We start from the raw sequence: 18535 nt of genomic DNA, 5'->3' as shown, positions 1-18535 counted from the left end.
ACCCACGTGCCGTGGTCACGTCCTCCTACGGCGACGCCAGGTCGTAGGCGTAGGACGGGCTGAAGGTGCCCGGCGCGCCCTGGCACCCGTCGGACTCCCCGGGCGGCTTCACCCACAGATAGCCGTCGATCCGGGCCGCACCGGTGCTCAGCGTCGGCGCCCGGCCGATCCTGCGTCCCGCGGGGTCGCACCAGGCGCCGTCGGCCGGGGCGCCGTTGCCGTTGCGGCTGGTGTCGACGACCGCGCCCAGGCTCGCGGGTCCGCCGAGCGCGGCGAGGACCCGGCGGTCGTAGGCGATCTCGTCCGCCGTGGTGTTGAAGTTGGAGACGTTGCTGAACACGCCGTCGGAGGAGGCGGCCGAGGCGGCGCCCGCCTGCCTGAGCAGGGACGCCTGCTGTGTCGCCGGGTTCCAGTCGGAGTGGCCGGCGTCGTGGTAGACGCGGGCCTTGGGGTCGGCGGCCTTCAGCACGCGGCCCGCGCGGGCCAGCGAGGCGAAGCGCGCGGCCCGCCGGGCCCCGGTAAGGCAGTCGGACTGCGCGATCGCGTCGGGTTCGAGGATGACGACGACCTCGCCGGAGCCGAGCCCCGCCGCGAAGGCGTCGATCCAGCCGTCGTAGGCGGCGAGGTCGGGCGCCCCGCCCTCGGACGCGCCCCCGCAGTCGCGGCCGGGTATCGCGTACGCCACCACGACCGGCACCCGGCCCTGCGCCGCGGCGCCCGAGGTGACGGCGCGGACGCGGGCGGTGATGGTCGTCGGCGTGAAGTCGGCGAACCACACCGCGGCCGGACGGTCGGCGATCCGCGACGCGATGACCGGTGTGCGCGGGTCGCCCGGATGGGCGCGGACCCAGTCGAGCGCCTGGGAGTCGGGGTGGCGGTACAGGCGCGTGGCGGGCGGGACGGTCGCGCGCTTCTTCGCCGTCCCGGTCGCCGACGGAGCGGGGCTCGCCGTGCGCGTCGCGAAGACGGAGGGCGACGCCTCGGCCGCCGACGGGGACGGCACCACCGGAAGCCGCTCCAGGCGGGGCGAACGGGTCGCCTCCGGCCTCGCCTCGTCACCGGCCCGGCCCTGGTCGAGCGCGCTCAGCACACCGGCCACGGTGCCCACGGCGACGACCACCGCGGCCGCCGCGACCAGGGCGGCGCGTCCGCGCCCGGCCCTGCGTGCGGCCCGTCGCCGCGCACGTCGGCCTCCCACCGCGCTGCTCCCCTCCCCCGGCGGGTCCGTTCCCCCGATCCGGGGAAGCGCCGGGCCCGCCTGCACTCGGGTCAGCCTAGGACTGGGACGCTTCCCCCATGGCGCAATGGGAACAGATCACCACATCCGTAGACGCGGTCGTCTCCCGTCTGCGCGCCCTCGACGCGAGCCTGCCGGCGAGGGACGGCGTCGCGGTCTTCAACCGCGTCTACCTCGCCGTCACCGAGGCCGTCGACCGGCGCATCGACACCGGCCGGTTCGCCGACGCGCAGGCCGCGACCACGCTGGACGTGCGGTTCGCGGAGCGCTATCTGGCCGCCGTCGACGCGGTGGACGACGGGCGCCGGCCACCGGCCTGCTGGCGGCCCCTGTTCCAGCTCCGCCGCCATCCCGGCGTACGTCCGCTGCAGTTCGCGCTCGCGGGCATCAACGCGCACATCGGCCACGACCTGGCGCTCGCCGTGGTGGACAGCTGCCGTACGCTCCGCTGCGAACCGGCCGACCTGGAGGACGAGTTCGACCGCGTGGGCGATCTCCTCGTCTCGCTGGAGGAGCGCATCCGCGAAGATCTGATGCCCGGCCCCGACCTCCTCCAGATCGCCGACCCGCTCACGCATCTGCTGGGCGCCTGGAGCCTGGAGCGCGCCCGGGACGCCACCTGGTCGGCGGCGCGGGCCCTGTGGGCGCTTCGTGAACTGCCCGACGTGGCGGAGGAGTTCACCGAACGCCTGGACGCGGCCGTGGGATTCGCCGGCCGCATGCTGCTCACACCGCTGCCCTGACGCACGGTGTACGTTCGACGCCGGTGCCCCTTCTGCACAGGAGCACAGGCATGGCGTCGTGGAGGACCTGGCCGGCTACGCCGCGGCCGGCCCGGACGAGATCGTCGTCGACCTCCAGAGCACCCAGGGCGACGCGCAGGAACTCAAGGACGTCGCCGCCGAGGTCCACGAGAAGGCACGCGCCGCCGGTATCTAGCCTTCGGGGACCAGATCGTCTGGGGCATGGGGCAGCCCCCGGGGGTGTCAGACACTCCCTAGTCCTCGGGCAGCTCGACCGGTGCGATCTCGTCGTACAGGTCGCCGGGGCCCGGGTTGGTCGCGTCGGTCCCGCCACCGAGGTGGTGCATGACGCCCCACACCGCGTTCAGCGCGGTCTGGATCGCGCCCTCGGCCCAGCCGGCCGTCCAGGAGATGTCGTCGCCGGCGAGGAAGATGCCCCGCTTGTCCTCGGGCAGCCGGTCCTGCATGAAGTGGGTGAACAGGCGCCGCTGGTAGCGGTAGTGGCCGGGCAGGTTGGCCTTGAACGCGCCCATGAAGTACGGCTCGTTCTCCCACGACACGGTGATCGGGCTGCCGATGATGTGCTTCCTGATGTCGACCTTCGGGTAGATCTCGCCGAGCGACTTCAGCATGACCTCCATCCGCTCGTTCGCGGACAGCGGCAGCCACTTCAGGCTGTCGTCGCACCAGGTGTAGGAGAGGCAGATGACGGCCGGCCTGCCGGGGCCGTCGTCCAGGAGGTAGGTGCCGCGCGTCATGCGGTCGGTGAGCGTCATCGACATGACGTCCCGGCCGGTCTCCTCGTCCTTGTCCAGCCAGAAGGGCCGGTCCACCGGCACGAACAGCTTGGAGCTCTCCATGTAGTGGGTGCGCTCGATGGCGGTCCAGTGGTCGATCGGGAAGAGCGAGTCGTCGCAGTCGATCTTCGACAGCAGCATCCAGGACTGGGCGGTGAAGACCGCCGCCGGGTAGGTGCGGATGTCGCCGCCCGCGTCGGTCACGGTGATCCGGTTGCCGGCGGTGCGGGTGAGGCGGGTGACGGCCGGGCGCGGGGCGCCGCCGTCGTGCAGCGCCGCCAGCGAGGTGCCGTACGCCCAGTGCACGATCTTCTCCGGCTCGCGCTCCCAGAGCCGCAGCGGCAGCTGCTGGGAGCCGCCGACGATGCCGCGGTGGTGGTCGTCGGCCTCGGTGTAGACGACCCGCAGGATCTCCAGGATGGAGTTGGGGAAGTCGGTGTCCCAGCCGCCGGTGCCGAAGCCCACCTGGCCGAAGATCTCACGGTGCCGGAAGGACCTGAAGGCCTCGGAGTCGCAGAGGAAGCCGTAGAAGGTCTGGTTGTCGAGCTTCTCGACGAGCTTCGCCCAGATCTCCCGGATGCGCGGCACGTCCCGCTCGCGCAGGGCGCGGTTCATGTCGGAGAAGTCGGCGCCCTCTTCGAGGCAGCGGTTCCAGGCGTCGGCGACGTCGCGGTAGACCTGCGGCAGGTCGTCGATCGTCTCGGCGTAGTGCGACCGGCCCTTGAGGTCGACGACCGTCGAAGGCGTGGCCTCCGCGAGGGGGTTGGGGAACGGCCGGGTCTCCAGCCCCACCAGGTCGATGTAGTGCTGGAGCGCCGTGGAGGACGGCGGGAAGCGCATGGCGCCCATCTCCGCGGTCAGGCCCTCGGTGCCGGTGCCCTCGAAGCCCACCGTCCGCAGCCTTCCGCCGATCCGGTCGGCCTCGTACACGACGGGCTTGAGGCCCATCTTCATCAGCTCGTACGCGGCCACGATGCCGGAGAGGCCGCCGCCGACGACCGCGACCTCGGTGCCGTGCCCGGTGGCCGGGATCTGGCCGAGGCCCGCCGGGTGGGCGAGGAAGTCGTCGTACGCGTACGGGAAGTCCGGGCCGAACATGGTGATCGGCGGCAGCTGCGGCGCGTCCGCATGCTCGACGGCGTTGGGCACGGTGGACGTCATGGGGTACGGACTCCTTGCGGGGACGAACTCGGGTGAGGCTCAGGGGGGTCAGACGAGGGACCCGTACAGGCCGGGCCGGCGGTCCCGGAGGTACGGGTTCGCCTCGCGGGAGGCGGCGAGGAAGGCGGGGTCGGCGTCGGCGAGGACGAGATCCTCGCCCCGTCCGGCGCGGGTGCGCGCGATCCCGTCGGGACCGGCCAGCGTGGAGAGGCCGACGAAGTCGAACTCCCCTTCCCGGCCGACCCGGTTGACGTAGGCGACGTACATCTGGTTCTCGAAGGCGCGCACCGGGATCATCGACTCGGCGACGAACTGGAAGGGGTGCATCTGCGCCGTCGGCACGAGCAGCAGGTCGGTGCCGGCCAGGGCGTGGGCGCGGACGTTCTCCGGGAACTCCACGTCGTAGCAGATCATGAGGCCGACGGTCAGGCCGCCCAGCTCGGCCTGGACGACCGGCTGCCCGCCCGGCGTGAAGTGGTCGCGCTCGAAGCGGCCGAAGAGGTGGGTCTTGCGGTAGTGGGCGAGGCGGTCGCCGGCGGCGGAGATCAGCTGGGCGGAGTTGAACACCGCGCCGCCGTCGCGCTCCGGGTAGCCGTAGGCGATCGCGAGGCCGTGCCGGGCGGCGATGCCGGCGATCGCGTCCGCGGAGTCGCCGTCGGCGGGCTCGGCGAGGCGGCCGATGCCGTCGCCGATCGCGTACCCGGTCAGGAACATCTCCGGCGCGGCCAGCAGCGCGGCCCCCGCGGCTGCGGCACGGCCGGCGGCGGCGTCGAGGACCTTGAGGTTCTCGGCGACGGAGCCGGGGCGGCCGGAGCTCTGGAGCAGGGCGGTACGCATGCGTGTTCCTCACCGGTACGGGTGCGTGTGGGGGGCACCTAGACGGTACGGTCGCGCGCCCGGCACCGGCAAGAAGGAGCCGTTGCGCGCCGGTGAGCGGTTCGTTGCGTCCGCACCGGGCCCGGCGGCGATTCGTTGCGCGCCCGCGGGCACGGCTCCGCCCGTCCCGGCGGCGCGGCGCGCGGGAGGGGCCGGCACCGGAACGGCGGTGACCATCCGGCCCACCCGCGGAGCACCGGCGGCTTCGCGGTGGTGCCCCGGAAGCCGGACGTCTCGGCGCGGCCGGGTCAGAGCGCGCGCAGCCGCTCGACGATCTCCCGCAGCAGCTCGGGATCGGCCGCGGGCCCGGCCGGTGCCGTCGGCGGTGCGTCGATGCGGACGAGGCCGGTCCCGGCCAGGTCGCCGAGCAGGACGCGGACGACGGTCAGGGGCAGGTCGGCGTCGGCGGCGAGCTCGACGACCGGCCGGGGACCGCGGCGCAGCAGGGCGAGCAGCCGGGCGCCCGCGTGGTCGGTCACGGACGGCGCACCGTCGTCGCGCAGGGCCGTGACCTGCGACATCAGGTCGATACGGGGGCCGTCGGAGGGCCGGGTGCGGCCTCGGGTGACGGTGTAGGGCCGCACCATCGCCCCGGTCTCGTCCTCGTACCAGTGCTCGTCGCTCACGGCAGGGTCGCCCGCGCCGGGACGTCCCCCGTCCCTTCGGTGCCGTGGCCCTCCTCGGCCAGCACCGTCTCCGGCAGCGAGACCACCGCCGTCGTCCCGCCGTACGGCGACGGGCCCAGCTCGACCTCGATGCCGTGCCGTGCGGCGAGACGGCCGACGACGTACAGGCCGAGGCGTTCGTGCCGGGTCGGGTCGAAGTCGTCGGGGGCGCTGATCGTCCGCTGCGCCTGAGCCAGGTGCCCGGCGTCGAGGCCGAGCCCCCGGTCGTCGATCCGCAGCACGAACGCGCCGCCCGTCCGGTCGGTGCGCAGGGTCACCCGGGTGTCCGGCGGCGAGAACACCGTGGCGTTCTCGACGAGTTCGGCGATGAGGTGGACCACGTCGGCGACGGCGTCCGCCGCCACGCCCACGTGCGCCATCGGCGGCACCTCGACCCGGGCGTAGGCCTCGATCTCGCCGACCGCGGAGGCCACGACGTCGGTGACGGGCACCGGGCGCCGCCATCTGCGGCCGGGTGCCGCGCCGGAGAGGACGATCAGGTTCTCGGCGTGCCGCCGCATCCGCGTGGTGAGGTGGTCGATGCGGAAGAGCTGCTCCAGGACGTCCGGGTCGCCGGTGCGCCGCTCCAGGGTGTCGACGAGCTTGAGCTGCCGGTGCACCAGCGACTGGTTGCGGCGGGCGATGTTGAGCAGCACCGCGGACAGGCCCCGGCGCAGGGCCGCCTGCCGCACGGCCGCCTCGACGGCCGCGAGCCGGGCGGCGTTGAAGGAGCGCCCCACGGCGCCGATCTCGTCGGTGACCGCCTCCCCGTCCGCCAGCGGCGGCGCCTCGGCGGCCGCGTCCACGTCCTCGCCCGCGCTCAACCGCGCCATGACGTCGGGCAGCTGGCGCGTGGTGAGCAGGTCGGCGGCGTCGCGCAGCCGCTCCAGCCAGCGCGAGATCCGGCGCGCTCCGCGCACCGCGAGCCACCACGACAGGGCCACGCCCGCGAGCCCCGCCGCACCCGCGACGACGGCCTTGGTCAGCTCCCGGTGGGCGAACTGCCGTCCGCGTGCCGCGGCGTTCCCGGCGGACCGGGTGCACAGCTGCATGTAGCGCTTGACCGCCCGGTCGGTGGTGGAGCGCCAGGAGTCGGCTGCGACGGCGTGGCCCGCCCCCGCCGCTCCCGCCCTGAGCAGTGCGTCCTCGCCGCTCACCAGTGCGCGGTACAGCTGCCCGCGCTGGAAGTCCTCGAACAGCGCACGGGAGTCGCCCGGCAGGTCGGGCACGTACGTCCGCTCGAAGACCCGCCGGTCCTCGACCGTCGCCGTGAGGGTGTCGTACTGCCGGTCGGTCAGCGTCCCGGCGGCCCGCGCCCCGGCGACCAGCGCGTCCTCCCGGGACACGAACTCCCGCACCCGCACCAGCTCGACGACGACCTGCGCCTCCCGCGCCAGCTGTCCGGCCTGCAGTGCGGTGAGCGTCGACTGCACGTCGAAGCCGGGCTCCACCAGGGCGCTGTACTCGCCGACCGCCCGGTCCCAGGAGATGTCCCGGGACAGCACCCGTTCCCGCAGGCCCTCCAGCCTTCCGGTGGCCGCGACCATGGCGTCCAGGGCCTGCCGCTGCCGCGCGGTGAGCAGGTCCCGGTCACCGTTCCCGACGGCGTCACGCATGGCGTTCACGGCCCGGTCCGTGCGGCGCTGCTGCTCCATCAGGCCCACGACGGGGGGCGAGCGCCGGTCGGTGCCCAGGTAGGCGGCCGACAGGCGCCGTTCGATCTGGATCTGCCCGACGGCGGTGTCCACGGGCGTGCCGAACTCCTCGTAGACCCCCTGCACCCGGACGAGCGCGCGCAGTTCGCCGGTGACGGACACCATGGCGAAGCCCCACAGCACCAGCAGGGCGAGCACCGGGGCGAGCACCAGGGCCACGATCCGGGAGCGGATCGTCCTCGGACGGCCGATGAGCCGGCGCATGCGCTCCCCCTGGAGTGTTACCCGCCAGTGTTACCCGTCGGTAGTGAACGGCGGACAACCTACGGGATGCCGCGCCGGAACCGCAATGGCCTCCGGAGCACCAGCAGCACCGCCGTCACGAGATAGGGCACCGCGAACACCGCGAAGGCCGTGCTGTGCGCGGATCTCGACGCGACGGCCGCGTACAGGCCGTACACCACGACGGTGGCGAGATCGCCGCCCAGGCCCGCCACCGAGGTCAGCGTGGCCCGGGCCGTGTCGTCCAGGCGCCGCTGGAGACGGACGTCGGCGAGCACGGTCGCCAGCTGGAAGCCGCCGAACGCCAGGGCCACGAGCCCGAGGGCGACGGGGGTCCGCGCGGCGGCGCCCGCGGCGAGCGCGAGCGCCGCACCGGTGAGCACCGCCGCGAGGCCCGCCGTGCCCAGCCGCGCGCACGGCCCGGCGAGCAGGCTCCCGGCGGTCGCTCCCGCCCAGATCAGCAGGAGCAGATACGGCACCGTCGCCTCGGCGACGCCGGTGTCCCGCACCAGCAGCGGGGTGTACTCGTCCAGGGCCTCCCACACGGCCCCGACCGCGGGCACCAGCAGGAGCGCGCCGCGCAGCGACCGGTCGCGGCGCACCGCGGCCAGTCCGTCCCGCAGGGTCGTGGCCCAGCCGTCGCCCTCGCCCCGTACCGCCGTCCGGTCCTCGGGGAACCGGGTGGCGGTCGCGGAGCCCGCCAGACAGGCCAGGACGCCCGCCGCGCCCACGGCCGGATAGCCGCCCCAGGCCAGCACGGGACCGGCGAGACCCATCGCCGCCATGACCGCGACCAGGCCCGTGGCCCGGGCCCGGCCCATGACGCGGGCGTAGCGGCCGGCCGCGCCGAGCCGTGCCAGCTCCTCGTAGACCAGGGCCTCCAGAGCACCGGAGCCGAGGGCTCCGCGCGCGCCCCACAGGAAGAAGCCGAGGGCGAAGGCCCAGTAGGACGGGGTGAGCACCCACAGGGCGAAGCCGACGGCGGTCAGCAGCGGACCCAGCCACAGCAGCAGACGCCGGGAGACGGTGTCGGCCCAGGCGCCGGAGGGCACTTCGAGCAGCACGCCGGTGAGCGACCAGACGGCGAACAGGGAGGAGATCTGCCACAGGGACAGACCGGTGTCGCTGAAGAGCAGGGCGTACACCGGGTAGAGCAGGACGAAGTCGTCGAGGAACGCGTAGCCGTACAGCGCGGCCGTGAGCCGGCGGACGCCGGCGGTGGCGGGCACGCGCGCAGGTGAGAGTGTCATGAGGCCTTCCCGCAGGGACGGATCGGACGCCGGAGGTACGGCGTGCGAGGCGGCCCTCGGGAGGCACGGCTGGTGGATCAATGTCGCCAGGTCATGACACCGATGGTAGGCGGACGGGGCGCGGGCGGCCGGTGTATTACGGCCGGCCGGGCCCTCAGGTCGGCGAACCCGACGAGAAGCGGCGCAGCAGCGGCGACAGCACCAGCACGGACTTGGTGCGTTCGACGAACGGCTCCCCCGCGATGCGCTCCAGGACCCGCTCGAAGTGCCGCATGTCGGAGGCGAAGACCTGGACGACGGCGTCCGCGTCGCCGGTGACCGTGGAGGCGGCCACGACCTCCTGGTAGCGCTCCAGGCCCCGCCGGATGGTGTCCGGCGAGGTGTTGTGCCGGCAGTAGATCTCGACGAACCCCTCGGTCTCCCAGCCGAGGGCACCCGGGTCCACCCGCACGGTGAAGCCGGTGATGGCCCCGGTGGCGCGCAGCCGGTCCACCCGCCGCTTGACGGCGGGGGCGGACAGGCCCACGAGCTGCCCGATGTCCGCGAAGGAGCGGCGGGCGTCCTCGGCGAGGGCGTGCACGATGCGTTCGTCGAGATCGTTCAGCACTGCTGGTGGTTCACTTCTCTTCGGGCGCGAGGGCTTCTCGCGTGGCGAGACGGGAGCGGCGGTGGCCGTATCCGAAGTACACCACGAGCCCGACCGCCATCCAGACCCCGAAGACCACCCAGGTGACGGCGGACAGACTGCCCATCATCCAGACGCAGAAGGCGAATCCCACGGCCGGCAGGAGGGGCGACAGCGGGACGCGGAAGGTGCGGTTCATGGTCGGGCGGGTGCGGCGCAGCACCACCACGGCGACGTTGACCAGCGCGAAGGCGAAGAGGGTGCCGATGCTGGTGGCGTCGGCGAGCTGGCCGAGCGGGATCGCGGCGGCGAGGACACCGCAGAACAGCGAGACGATGACCGTGTTGGCGCGCGGCGCTCCGGTCTTCGGGTGGACCTTCGCGAACACCTTGGGCACGAGCCCGTCCCGGGACATCGCGAACAGGATGCGGGTCTGGCCGTAGAGCACGGTCAGCACGACGCTCGCGATGGCGACGACCGCGCAGGCGGCGAGCAGTGTGCCCCAGAAGCTCTGGCCGGTGACCTCGCGCATGATCTGGGCGAGCGCGGCCTCGGAGTCGCCGAAGCGCCGCCAGGGCTTGGCGCCGACGGCGACCGCGGCGACCAGGACGTACAGCGCCGTCACGACGACCAGCGACAGCATGATCGCGCGGGGCAGGTCGCGCTGCGCGTTCTTCGCCTCCTCACCGGCGGTGGAGGCGGCGTCGAAGCCGATGTACGAGAAGAACAGCGTGGCGCCCGCCGCGCTGACCCCCGCCATGCCGAGCGGCATGAAGTGGGCGTAGTTGCCGGAGCGGAAGCCCTGGACGCCGATGGCGCAGAACAGCACCAGCGCGGCGATCTTCACACAGACCATGATCGTGTTGGCCCGGGCGGACTCCCGGGCACCGCCCAGCAGGAACGCCATGGCCAGCAGGACCACGATCAGCGCGGGCAGGTTGAAGACGCCGCCGTCACCGGGCGGCGCGGACAGGGCGTCCGGGATCGTGACGCCGATCGTTCCGTCGAGCAGTTCGTTCAGGTACTCGCCCCAGCCCACGGCCACGGCGGCCACCGACACGCCGTACTCGAGGATCAGGCACCAGCCGCAGATCCAGGCGATCAGCTCGCCCAGCGTTGCGTACGCATACGAGTAGGAGGACCCGGCGACGGGGATCGTGCCGGCCAGTTCGGCATAGGACAGCGCGGAGAAGAGCGCCGTCAGGCCGGCTATGACGAAGGAGAGGGTCACGGCCGGGCCGGCCTTCGGGACGGCCTCGCCGAGGACCACGAAGATGCCGGTGCCGAGGGTGGCACCGATGCTGATCATGGTGAGCTGCCACAGCCCGAGGGAGCGACGCAGGGTCCCTCCCTCACCCTGCCCGCCCTCCGCGACCAGGCGCTCCACCGGCTTGCGGCGCATGAGGCGCGTGGCCACCCCCGGGGACGGTGGGGCGTCGGTGGTGCGATCGTGCGGGGGTGCGCCTTGGTCGAGCACGCGTCGACTCCTTCGTCACTGCGGTCAGGGCTGCGGGGACCGGCGGCATCCCTGCGTGCGCAGGGACCCACCGAGCGGGGTCCCCGCCACGCCACGTACAGCGCATGACCCTACGGGGCCGCCCTTCACGGGCGTAATGCAGCAACCTTGCTCGTGCGCGCAAGATCGTTGCGTTCCTCGGAGACGGCTCGCCCATTCGTTGCACAGGGGCGGCCGGTCGCCTCACATCCAGCTGGCGTGCAGCGGCTTGCCCTCCGCGTAACCGGCGGCGCTCTGGATGCCGACGACGGCCCGCTCGGCGAACTCCGCGAGGGAGTTGGCACCCGCGTAGGTGCAGGAGGAGCGCACACCGGCGATGATCGAGTCGATCAGGTCCTCGACGCCGGGGCGGGAAGGGTCGAGGAACATGCGGGAGGTGGAGATGCCCTCCTCGAACAGCGCCTTGCGGGCGCGGTCGTAGGACGACTCCTCGGACGTGCGGTTGCGGACCGCGCGCGCCGAGGCCATGCCGAACGACTCCTTGTAGAGGCGGCCGTCGGCGTCCTGCTGAAGGTCGCCCGGGGACTCGTAGGTGCCGGCGAACCAGGAACCGATCATCACGTTGGAGGCGCCGGCCGCCAGTGCCATGGCGACGTCACGCGGGTGGCGCACACCGCCGTCGGCCCACACGTGCTTGCCGTACTTCCTCGCCTCGGCGGCGCACTCCAGGACGGCGGAGAACTGCGGCCGGCCGACGCCGGTCATCATGCGGGTCGTGCACATGGCGCCGGGGCCGACCCCGACCTTGACGATGTCCGCGCCCGCCTCGATCAGGTCCCGCACGCCCTCCGCGGCGACGATGTTCCCGGCCACGATCGGGACGTCCGGGCCGAGCGCCCGCACCACCCTGATCGCGCTGATCATCGACTCCTGGTGGCCGTGCGCCGTGTCGATGACGAGCGTGTCCACGCCCGCGTCGAGCAGCTGCTTGGCCTTGCCCGCGACATCGCCGTTGATGCCCACGGCGGCGGCGACGCGCAGCCTGCCGCGCGCGTCGACGGCCGGGGTGTAGAGCGTGGCGCGCAGGGCGCCCTTGCGGGTGAGGATGCCGGCGAGGCGGCCGTCCTCGTTGACGGCGGGCGCATAGCGCCGGTTGGCCGTGTCGAGGCGGATGAAGGCCTCGCGCGGGTCGATGCCGGCGTCCAGCAGCAGCAGGTCCTTGGACATGACGACCTCGAGCTGCGTGAACCGGTCCACGCCGGTCAGGTCCCGGTCGGTGACGACACCGACGGGCCGGCCGTCCCCGTCGACGACCACACCGGCGTTGTGCGCGCGCTTGGGCAGCAGGGCCAGGGCGTCGGCGACGGTCTGGTGCGGGGTGAGGACGATCGGGGTGTCCAGCACGTGGTGGCGGCTCTTCACCCAGGAGACGACCTCGGTGACGACCTCGATCGGGATGTCCTGCGGGATGACCACGAGGCCGCCGCGCCGGGCCATCGTCTCGGCCATACGGCGGCCGGCGATGGCGGTCATGTTGGCGACGACCAGCGGGATGGTGGTGCCGGTGCCGTCCGGGGAGCTGAGGTCCACACCCTGCCGCGAGCCGACCGCACTGCGGCTCGGGACCATGAAGACGTCGTCGTACGTCAGGTCGTACGCGGGCTGGATGTCGTTGAGGAAACGCACGTGCTGCACATCCCAGTCGATCAGAGGTGGCCCCCGGACAGGTCAGCCAGGGGGAAGAGCACGTACTTCATTGTCCCATGTCGGCCGGAATGCGATGCCCGGGCGGATCGTCCAGGCAGGTCAGGGGGCCGCTAGGAGGATCCTCCAAGCGGGGGTCACGGCGAGGGCGGGGGTCCGGCCGGGCAGCCCCGGCGAAGACCTCCTGGGCGGTCTCCCACGCGCCGGGACGCGCCTTCGCGTACGGCCCCCGGTCCCGTACGACGGGCAGCGGCCCCCGCTCGACCGCGCCCTCGGGCCGGAGGGTGGTCGCCGAGGCGGTCGGCGAGGGCGTCCCCGCCCGGCCGGACCGGCCGGGCAGCCGCAGGGCACCGGCGCGGCGGTCCATCGGGCCCGTCCTGCCGGTGACCCCGTCGAGGTCGAGCGGGACGACGAGTTTCGTCACCGCGGCACCGCCCGAGCGCGGCGTGGTGGCCGCCGGTGCGGGAACCGTCCGCGGGACGCCGCCCCGCGCGGGCGCGGGGGACGCACCGCGCCACCGGGCCGGCGACGGCCCCGCGGCCGTCTCCCGCCCGACGCGATGTCAGGGACCGTCGGGGTCGGCCCGGTTGAGGGCCGGCCTGGGCGTCGGGCCCGCCACCATCAGGGCGTCCGCGGCCGCAGTGTCCGTCACCAGACTGGTGACGAGACCGGACCGCAGCACCGCGTCGATCGCGGTCGCCTTGCGCGCGCCGCCCGCGATCGCGACGACCTCGGGGATACGGCGCAGCTGGTCGGTCTTGACCGTGATGCAGCGCTCGCCCAGGTCCCGGCCGACCCGGCGGCCCTCGGCGTCGAACAGGTGCGCGGACATCTCGGCCGCGACCCCCAGGGAGGCGTAGTGCGCGCGTTCCTCGTCGCTCAGCATGTCGTGCACCGTCGAGATGCCCGGCTCCCAGGAGCCGATGGAGACACAGGCGACCGTGACCTTGTCGAAGTACTCGAAGGCCCGGGCGATCCCGGTCTGGTTGCGCAGCGCCGCCGCGGTGGCGGCGTCCGGCAGCAGCATCGGCGCGTAGATGGGGTGGGCGTCGCCGCCGGACACCTGGGCGGCGCGGCGGACCGCCTCGACCGAGCCGCGCTCGGCGGTCCCGGCGTCGTACACGCCGGTCAGCTGCACCACCGTGCAGGGCGGCAGCCGGTCGAGGGCCGCGGCCATGTGGATGGTGGAGCGGCCCCAGGCGAGGCCGAGCACGTCGCCCTCGCTCACCAGCTCGCCGAGCAGGTCGGCGGCCACCTCGCCGAGGTTCTCGGGGTCCGGCGTCTCCTCCGCCTCGGCCGGGGACTCGACCACGACCGCGTGCCGGAGGCCGTAGCGGGCACGCAGCGCGTCCGAGCGCTCCGCGTCCAGCTCCGCGGGGACGCGGATCTCGATGCGCACGAGATCCCGTTCGAGGGCCGTCTCCAGGACCCGGGCCACCTTGAAGCGGCTGACGCCGAACTCCTCCGCGATCTGGATCTTCGATTTGCCCTCGAGGTAGAAGCGGCGGGCCATGGCCGCCGCCTGCACCAGCTCAGCGGGTCCCATCCGCACTGCTGACCGGCCCGCCGTCATACCCGACACGGCGATCTCCTCACTGCTGTTCACGCACTGGATTCGCCGTTCATCCTTGCAGATTCGGCGTACTTGATCCGCCCTGATGGGCGCCGTTCATATAGCTGTTCACGTTCCTGTCGGTCAGTGGTCGCATGCCCAGGACGCCTTCGAGATCACGTTCTCCGCCCGGGTGCGCAGCGCGCGGACCGCCTCGGCCGCGTCGTCGGCCCCGTAGACCGCCGATCCCGCGACGAAGACGTCCGCGCCGGCCTCGGCGCAGCGGTCGATGGTGGAGGCCGAGACACCTCCGTCGACCTGGAGCCACAGCTCCAGGCCGTGCTTGCTGATCAACTCGCGGGTGCGCCGGATCTTCGGCAGCATGATGTCGAGGAACGCCTGCCCGCCGAAGCCCGGCTCCACCGTCATGATCAGCAGCATGTCGAGCTCGGGGAGCAGGTCCTCGTACGGCTCGATGGGCGTCGCGGGCCGGAGTCCCATGGACGCGCGGGCGCCCTTGGCCCGGATCTCCCGGGCGAGCCGCACGGGGGCGGTGGCCGCCTCGACGTGGAAGGTGACGGAGGAGGCCCCCGCTTCGACGTACTGGGGTGCCCACCGGTCGGGGGCCTCGATCATCAGATGGCAGTCCAGCGGGGTGTCCGTCGCACGGGCCAGGGACTCTACGACCGGCACGCCGAGCGTGAGGTTCGGGACGAAATGGTTGTCCATGACGTCGACGTGGAGCCAGTCGGCTCCCTCGACCGCCTTCGCCTCGTCCGCGAGGCGGGCGAAGTCGGCGGACAGGATGCTGGGGTTGATCTGCGCGGCCATGACCCAAGCCTGCCATGTCCGGGCACGTTTGTTCGCGCCGGTCCAGACCTAAGCCGTTCCAAGGATGTTGCCCACGGTCGGGGCGTGCCATGCTGGGCCGCCGAGCGGCGCCGCATTCGTCTACGGGGGTGGCCATGAGGCAGCTGCAGACCTGGAAGCGGAACGCCATCCGGTTCGTGTGCGGACGGCGCTCGAAGTGGCTGATCGTGGCCCTGTGGCTGGTGGTCCTGGTGATCGCCGCTCCGTTCGGGGCGAAGCTCGGCGACGCCCAGGACAACGACGCCCAGTCGTGGCTGCCGGGCTCCGCCGAGTCCACCCAGGTGCTGAGCACCTCCCAGCACTTCAGGCCCGAGCAGATCCCCGCCGTCGTCGTCTACGCACGCCCCGGCGGGCTCACCGTCCGGGACCGGGCGCAGATCGCCGAGGACGCCCGTCAGATCAAGGGCCTGGACGACCACGGCATCCGCGGCGCCGAGACCCGCGGTCCCGTCTACGACCGCCCGGTCGCCCCGCGCGCCGCCCAGATCTACGTGCCGATCACCATGGACGCACAGGGCTGGCAGCGCATCGCGCCCGCGGTCGACTCGATCCGCGACCAGGTGGGCAAGGGAGGCGGCGGGCTCGCCGTGCACATCACCGGGCCCGGCGGCACGTCCGCGGACTTCTCCAAGGCCTTCGAGGGCATCGACTCGACCCTGCTGTTCTCCGCGATGGCCGTCGTCGTCGTGATGCTGCTGCTGACGTTCCGCAGTCCGACGCTGCTGTTCGTGCCGCTCCTCGGGGTGGTGGCGGCCCTGTTCACGGCGCAGGCACTGATCTATCTGCTCGCCAGGCACGCCGGTCTGACGGTCAACGGGCAGAGCGCCGGCATCCTCACGGTGCTCGTCTTCGGCGCGGGCACGGACTACGCGCTGCTGCTCGTCGCCCGTTACCGGGAGGAACTGCGCCGCCACGAGGACCGCCACGAGGCGATGGAGCTCGCCATGAACCGCGCGGGTCCGGCGGTGCTGGCCTCCGGTCTGACGGTCGTGCTGAGCATGCTGGTGCTGCTGGTCGCCGAGATGAACTCCACGCGCGGCCTGGGCCCGGTGGCGGCCATCGGCGTGACGGTCGCCCTGCTGGCCATGCTCACCCTCTTCCCGGCCCTGCTGCTGATCTTCGGGCGCTGGATCTTCTGGCCGGCCGTCCCGCACCTCGGGTCCCCCGACCCCACCGAGCGGGGCGTCTGGGCCCGTATGGGCCGTCACATCGCGCGCCGCCCGCGCATGGTCTGGAGCATCACGGCCGGTGTGCTCGTCGTCCTGTCCCTGGGGCTGTTCCAGTTGCGCGCGGCGGGGATCGCCAACGCGGACGCCTTCACCAACACACCGGACTCGATCACCGGCCAGAAGGTGTCCGCGCGGTACTTCCCGGCGGGCACCGGCGATCCGCTGGTGATCGTCTCGAACAAGGCGCAGGCCGTACAGGTGGGCCGCGCGGTCGCCGCGGACCGCGGGGTGGTGCCGCAGAGCATCGGCGTACCGCCCGGCACGGCGCCCGAGCACGACGGCCAGGTGCTGTTCGAGGCGACCATGCGCGCCCCGTCGGACAGCGACGCGGCGAAGGTGACCGTGGAGCGGGTGCGCGACGCGGTGCACGCGGTCCCCGGCGCCGACGCCCAGGTCGGCGGGGGCACGGCCGCTCTGATCGACATGGAGAACGCCCAGACCCACGACAACTACCTGGTCATCCCGCTCGTCCTGGCCGTCGTCCTGCTGGTGCTCGGCGTCCTGCTGCGCGCGCTCGTGGCACCTCTGCTGCTCATCGGCACCGTGATGCTGTCGCTGGCCACCGCGCTGGGGCTGAGCGCACTGGCCTTCCGCCATGTCTTCGACTACGCGGGCGAGGACGTGGCCTTCCCGCTGTTCGTCTTCGTCTTCCTGGTGGCCCTGGGTATCGACTACAACATCTTCCTGACCACCCGCATCCGCGAGGAGGCCGTCCGCCAGGGCACCCGCCCCGGCGTGGTCACCGGCCTCGCCGCGACCGGCGCGGTGATCACCTCGGCCGGACTGGTACTGGCCGGCACGTTCGCCGCCCTGGGCACCCTGCCGATGGTGGGCTTCGCGGAGATCGGCTTCGCGGTGGCGCTGGGCGTCCTGCTGGACACCTTCGTCGTCCGGTCGGTGCTGGTCACCTCCCTCTTCCTGGACGTGGGCAGGAAGGTGTGGTGGCCGCACCACCTGTCCCGGCAGGACGGCCCGGCCGCCGCCGTGCCGCCCGCCCAGGACCGGGTCAGCCAGTCCTCCGAATGAGCGCGAGGTACATGGCGTCGGTCCCGTGCAGATGCGGCCACAGCTGGACGTCGGGGCCCTCGCCGAGATCCGGTACGCCCGGCAGCAGCGGGCGCGCGTCGAGGAGTTCGGCGTCGGGGTGCTGCTTGAGCAGGTCCTCGACGACCGCCCTGGTCTCGGCGAGGTGCGGCGAGCAGGTGGCGTAGCCGACGACACCGCCCACCCGTACGGCGTCCAGGGCGCTGCGCAGCAGGGCGCGCTGCAGCGGCGCGAAGCCCTCCAGATCCTCGGGACGGCGCCGCCAGCGGGCCTCGGGACGTCTGCGCAGGGCGCCGAGCCCGGTGCAGGGCACGTCCATCAGCACGCGGTCGAAGGAGCCGGGCTGCCACGGCGGCCGTGTCCCGTCGGCGGCGACGACCTGGTAGGGCCCGGGGTTGCCCGCCAGCGCCCTGGCGACCAGGCCCGCCCGGTGCGGCTGCTTCTCGGCGGCGAGCAGGACGGCACCGCGCCCGGCGGCGAGCGCGGCCAGCAGCGCGGCCTTGCCGCCGGGCCCGGCGCACCCGTCGAGCCACCGCTCGTCGCGCCCCTCGACGGGCGCGGCGGCCAGCGCGAGGGCCACCAGCTGGCTGCCCTCGTCCTGCACGCCGGCCCGGCCGTCCCGCACCGCCTCGATCGCCCCGGGCTCGCCGCCCTCGGTCAGCCGCACCGCGTACGGCGACCAGCGGCCCGGCACGGCGGCTTCCTCCGCGAGCAGTTCCCCGGTCGTGGCCCGCCCGGGCCGCGCGACGAGGGTGACCTCGGGCCGTTCGTTGTCCGCGGCCAGCAGTTCCTCGATGCCGGCCCGGCCCCCGCCGAGGGAGTCCCACAACGCGGAGACGACCCAGCGCGGGTGCGAGTGCACGACGGCGAGATGGTCCTCGGGGTCCTCGTCGTAGGGCGGCGCCACGCGCGCGATCCAGGTGTCGAGATCGGCCTGCGCGACCTTGCGCAGCACGGCGTTGACGAACTTCGCCCGCCCGTCGCCGAGCACGACCCGGGCGAGCTCGACGCTGGCGGACACGGCGGCATGGGTGGGGATGCGCGTCCCGAGCAGCTGGTGGGTCCCGAGGCTCAGCACGTCCAGGACCGGCGGGTCGACCTCGCGCAGCGGACGGTCCACACAGGCGGCGATGACCGCGTCGTACGTCCCCTGCCGCCGCAGCGTCCCGTAGACCAGCTCGGTGGCGAGCGCCGCGTCCCGCGCGTCGAAGTCGCCCTTCTCCCGGGCCTTGCGCAGCAGCGGCGGCAGCACGAGGTTGGCGTAGGCGTCCCGCTCGTCCACGGCCCTCAGCGCGTCGAAGGCGAGGATGCGGACGGGGTCTTTCTTCGGCCGCCGGTAGGGCTTGCCGGGCCTGCGGGGCCCACGGGAGGTGTCGCTCACGAAAAAGG

15 protein-coding genes and 1 pseudogene are annotated in these 18535 nt (G+C 73.3%); 3 read left to right on the top strand and 13 right to left on the bottom strand.

The genetic code is table 11. The features are described 5' to 3' along the window. Positions 1 to 25: 25 nt before the first annotated feature. The gene (locus ACIRPX_RS33090) at positions 26 to 1138 is read right to left on the bottom strand and encodes a glycoside hydrolase family 6 protein (protein WP_404202231.1); all 1113 of its coding nucleotides are present in this window, start codon (positions 1136 to 1138) and stop codon (positions 26 to 28) included. Between the two features lie 158 nt (positions 1139 to 1296). On the opposite strand from ACIRPX_RS33090, the gene ACIRPX_RS33085 reads away from it, so the two are divergent. Together ACIRPX_RS33085 and ACIRPX_RS33080 are read left to right on the top strand one after the other, a co-directional pair. Then, positions 1297 to 1980, top strand: coding sequence for a DUF5995 family protein (locus ACIRPX_RS33085; protein WP_404202157.1), 684 nt, complete (start codon positions 1297 to 1299; stop codon positions 1978 to 1980). A gap of 55 nt (positions 1981 to 2035) precedes the next feature. Continuing rightward, positions 2036 to 2176, top strand: a pseudogene (locus ACIRPX_RS33080) (LLM class F420-dependent oxidoreductase); the annotation flags it as partial. A 58-nt stretch (positions 2177 to 2234) separates the two neighbouring features. On the opposite strand, the gene ACIRPX_RS33075 reads toward ACIRPX_RS33080, so the two are convergent. From ACIRPX_RS33075 to rpe, 11 genes are all read right to left on the bottom strand, one after another. After that, entirely contained in the window at positions 2235 to 3938 is a 1704-nt protein-coding gene (locus tag ACIRPX_RS33075) for a flavin monoamine oxidase family protein (RefSeq protein WP_404202155.1), read from the bottom strand. A gap of 48 nt (positions 3939 to 3986) precedes the next feature. Then, complete coding sequence (locus tag ACIRPX_RS33070; protein WP_404202153.1) at positions 3987 to 4775, bottom strand: carbon-nitrogen hydrolase family protein; 789 nt, start codon at positions 4773 to 4775, stop codon at positions 3987 to 3989. 287 nt (positions 4776 to 5062) lie between these two features. Beyond that, a complete protein-coding gene (locus ACIRPX_RS33065; protein ID WP_404202151.1) occupies positions 5063 to 5440 on the bottom strand; it encodes a DUF742 domain-containing protein in 378 nt (125 codons plus the stop codon). Further along, entirely contained in the window at positions 5437 to 7398 is a 1962-nt protein-coding gene (locus tag ACIRPX_RS33060; protein WP_404202150.1) for a nitrate- and nitrite sensing domain-containing protein, read from the bottom strand. Before ACIRPX_RS33060 ends, ACIRPX_RS33065 begins: the two co-directional genes overlap by 4 nt. 59 nt (positions 7399 to 7457) lie before the next feature. Beyond that, entirely contained in the window at positions 7458 to 8666 is a 1209-nt protein-coding gene (locus ACIRPX_RS33055; RefSeq protein WP_404202148.1) for an MFS transporter, read from the bottom strand. A 154-nt stretch (positions 8667 to 8820) separates the two neighbouring features. Next, a complete protein-coding gene (locus tag ACIRPX_RS33050; protein WP_384264026.1) occupies positions 8821 to 9273 on the bottom strand; it encodes an Lrp/AsnC family transcriptional regulator in 453 nt (150 codons plus the stop codon). 10 nt (positions 9274 to 9283) lie between these two features. Next, positions 9284 to 10768 carry an amino acid permease gene (locus ACIRPX_RS33045; protein WP_404202145.1) on the bottom strand — a complete coding sequence of 495 codons (1485 nt, stop codon included), beginning with the start codon at positions 10766 to 10768 and terminating at the stop codon, positions 9284 to 9286. Positions 10769 to 10990: 222 nt separating this feature from the next. After that, a complete protein-coding gene (locus ACIRPX_RS33040) occupies positions 10991 to 12433 on the bottom strand; it encodes a GuaB1 family IMP dehydrogenase-related protein (RefSeq protein WP_404202229.1) in 1443 nt (480 codons plus the stop codon). Between the two features lie 67 nt (positions 12434 to 12500). Further along, positions 12501 to 12875, bottom strand: coding sequence for a hypothetical protein (locus ACIRPX_RS33035; RefSeq protein WP_404202143.1), 375 nt, complete (start codon positions 12873 to 12875; stop codon positions 12501 to 12503). 138 nt (positions 12876 to 13013) lie between these two features. Further along, positions 13014 to 14057 (bottom strand): sugar-binding transcriptional regulator, encoded by a 1044-nt coding sequence (locus ACIRPX_RS33030; RefSeq protein WP_404202141.1) that lies wholly within the window; start codon positions 14055 to 14057, stop codon positions 13014 to 13016. A gap of 90 nt (positions 14058 to 14147) precedes the next feature. Then, entirely contained in the window at positions 14148 to 14834 is a 687-nt protein-coding gene (rpe, locus tag ACIRPX_RS33025) for a ribulose-phosphate 3-epimerase (protein WP_404202139.1), read from the bottom strand. 134 nt (positions 14835 to 14968) lie between these two features. Here rpe and ACIRPX_RS33020 point away from each other — a divergent pair, with 134 nt between their 5' ends. Beyond that, positions 14969 to 17128 (top strand): MMPL family transporter, encoded by a 2160-nt coding sequence (locus ACIRPX_RS33020; RefSeq protein ID WP_404202137.1) that lies wholly within the window; start codon positions 14969 to 14971, stop codon positions 17126 to 17128. Here the strand turns inward: ACIRPX_RS33020 and ACIRPX_RS33015 are convergent. Next, positions 17109 to 18527, bottom strand: a complete 1419-nt coding sequence (locus ACIRPX_RS33015) for an RsmB/NOP family class I SAM-dependent RNA methyltransferase (protein ID WP_404202135.1) — start codon at positions 18525 to 18527, stop codon at positions 17109 to 17111. The genes ACIRPX_RS33020 and ACIRPX_RS33015 overlap by 20 nt on opposite strands. Between the last annotated feature and the right edge of the window lie 8 nt (positions 18528 to 18535).

It is taken from the genome of Streptomyces sp. NPDC101225, from assembly GCF_044767585.1.
In the GTDB taxonomy this organism is placed as follows: Bacteria; Actinomycetota; Actinomycetes; order Streptomycetales; family Streptomycetaceae; genus Streptomyces.
This window is presented reverse-complemented; position numbering and strand designations above follow the sequence as displayed.